This window comes from Moorena sp. SIO2C4 (genome assembly GCF_010672485.1).
GTDB lineage: Bacteria > Cyanobacteriota > Cyanobacteriia > Cyanobacteriales > Coleofasciculaceae > Moorena > Moorena producens.
This window is the reverse complement of the sequence record NZ_JAAHGN010001362.1, coordinates 1-1,649: the sequence shown is the minus strand read 5'-3', so window position 1 is coordinate 1,649 and position 1,649 is coordinate 1. Positions and strand designations below refer to the sequence as shown.

General features: G+C 41.1%; 2 protein-coding genes. Both read right to left on the bottom strand.

Going from position 1 to position 1,649, the window contains the following annotated elements; translation table 11 throughout:
- Window positions 1–9: 9 nt before the first annotated feature.
- Window positions 10–375, bottom strand: coding sequence for a hypothetical protein (locus F6K20_RS37590; RefSeq protein WP_287298267.1), 366 nt, complete (start codon window positions 373–375; stop codon window positions 10–12).
- Between the two features lie 164 nt (window positions 376–539).
- Window positions 540–1,649, bottom strand: a 1,110-nt coding sequence (locus F6K20_RS37585; protein ID WP_287298266.1) for a tail fiber domain-containing protein, incomplete at its 5' end; no start/stop codon positions are given.

Below are 1,649 nucleotides of genomic sequence, written 5' to 3'. Positions count from 1 at the left end.
TAATTACCATCATCTATCAGGAAATTCAGGATAAGCCTTACCGACTAGGTAAGGCTTATCCTGAATTTCCTGATAGATGATGGTAATTTCAATAGTTGTATTGAGTGGTAATCCATCTAAGTTAATGGTTTTCGGTACAAGAGAATTGGGTAAAACAATAATTTCTCGACCATCTTTATCAATGGCCATGCCCTCACTAACCGCAATTTTTTTATCCCCGGTTTTGGTTACTTCTAATCCTGCCACCACACCCCAGTTATGGAGTAAACGATTGTGACGCAGGCGCATGTCACGATGGTAGGCTTGCTCATCGTTAAAGTCTTTTTCTACTAGAAACTGGGCAGTAAAGTAATTGGGACGTTGTATATCTGTCATTATGGCTATTATCGTAGTTTTAAATTGGGTATGGTAAAAATTATTGGTTTTAGGGAGCAGGGAGCAGGGAATAGGGAATAGGGAGCAGGGAATAGGGAATAGGGACTTCGGAGCAGGGAGCAGGGAATAGGGAAGAAGTAAAAAATTCTGTTTAGCTGATTAGGCTAAAAAGCGCTAGACTGACTTTTCTGTTCCAAATTTTTTACCTTTTCCATTAGCAAAGAAATAGTATTGTTTTGCTCCTTCACCACTTTAGTTAAAACCGCTACGATATCCATCGGACTGAGGGTTTTGCGATCGCGACTTGCTACTAAATCCGGCACATCTTCCGCAATAAATCCAATGTGGGTTTCTTTTTGGTCATCTTCTTTATAGCTGAATTGGACGGGATTGAGTCCTTCCAGGGTTTCTATGGCGTCTTCTATTGCCAGGGTATTAATATTCTTTTTGAACTGTCGTGAGGATTTTTGTTGGAGATTGTTAGCTGTTATATTACCTGTTACATGCACTCTACCATTGAAGTAGCCAGCATAATTGTTGCCAGCACCTGTAGCTTTACCGTAAACACCAAAGGAGTTACTTCCTTGACGACCTGTTACTTCACCGTAAACTCCGTAGACAGTAGATGCCCCACCATTGATAGCAGTGAAATAGCCACCATATCCAGATTTAAAAAAACCTGGCTTTGGAATTGGCTGTGGAGATTTGTCTCCTTCAATGGTATCAATAGGTCGATCAGTAGTCCCTTCAATGGTATCAACTGCCTCTACAGAGATCTCAGTTCGCTGTTCAAGAAAATCCCCAGGTTTCACAGACTCAGGACTGTTTTCTGGAGTAATTACTCCTAAACTTGAAATCTTAGCTTCAAAACTATCATCTGTGGTGTCCTTAATCTCATCTTTAACTATAATTTCGTCGTCTGGATGTTTTTCATCTTTTACAAGGATAGAAGTTAGAAAACCCTGGAAATGACCCCTAACACCGTAGCATCGCGGAATCTTATTTACTGTTTCTGTTATGGCGAAGCTGGCACCGGATACTCCTCTTTCTTTCGATTCATTAGTTCTAGGGAGAAGGTAATTACCAACCAAAACACCGCCATTGTAGCGAATATTGTTACCAGATAATGTCTGCCACTGTCCGTCGCCACTAATCCCAGTTAAACCAGAACCATCCCCTTCAAATCTAGTGGCTTTAACTGTTCCAGCCACCTCTAATTTTTCAGTAGGATTTGTGATGCCAATACCGACACGACCAGCGGTTAAATTACCTGT

Bases quoted from the DNA above. Each gene is read 5' to 3' on its own strand.
- F6K20_RS37590 (WP_287298267.1), bottom strand. From the start codon at position 375: ATGACAGATATACAACGTCCCAATTACTTTACTGCCCAGTTTCTAGTA.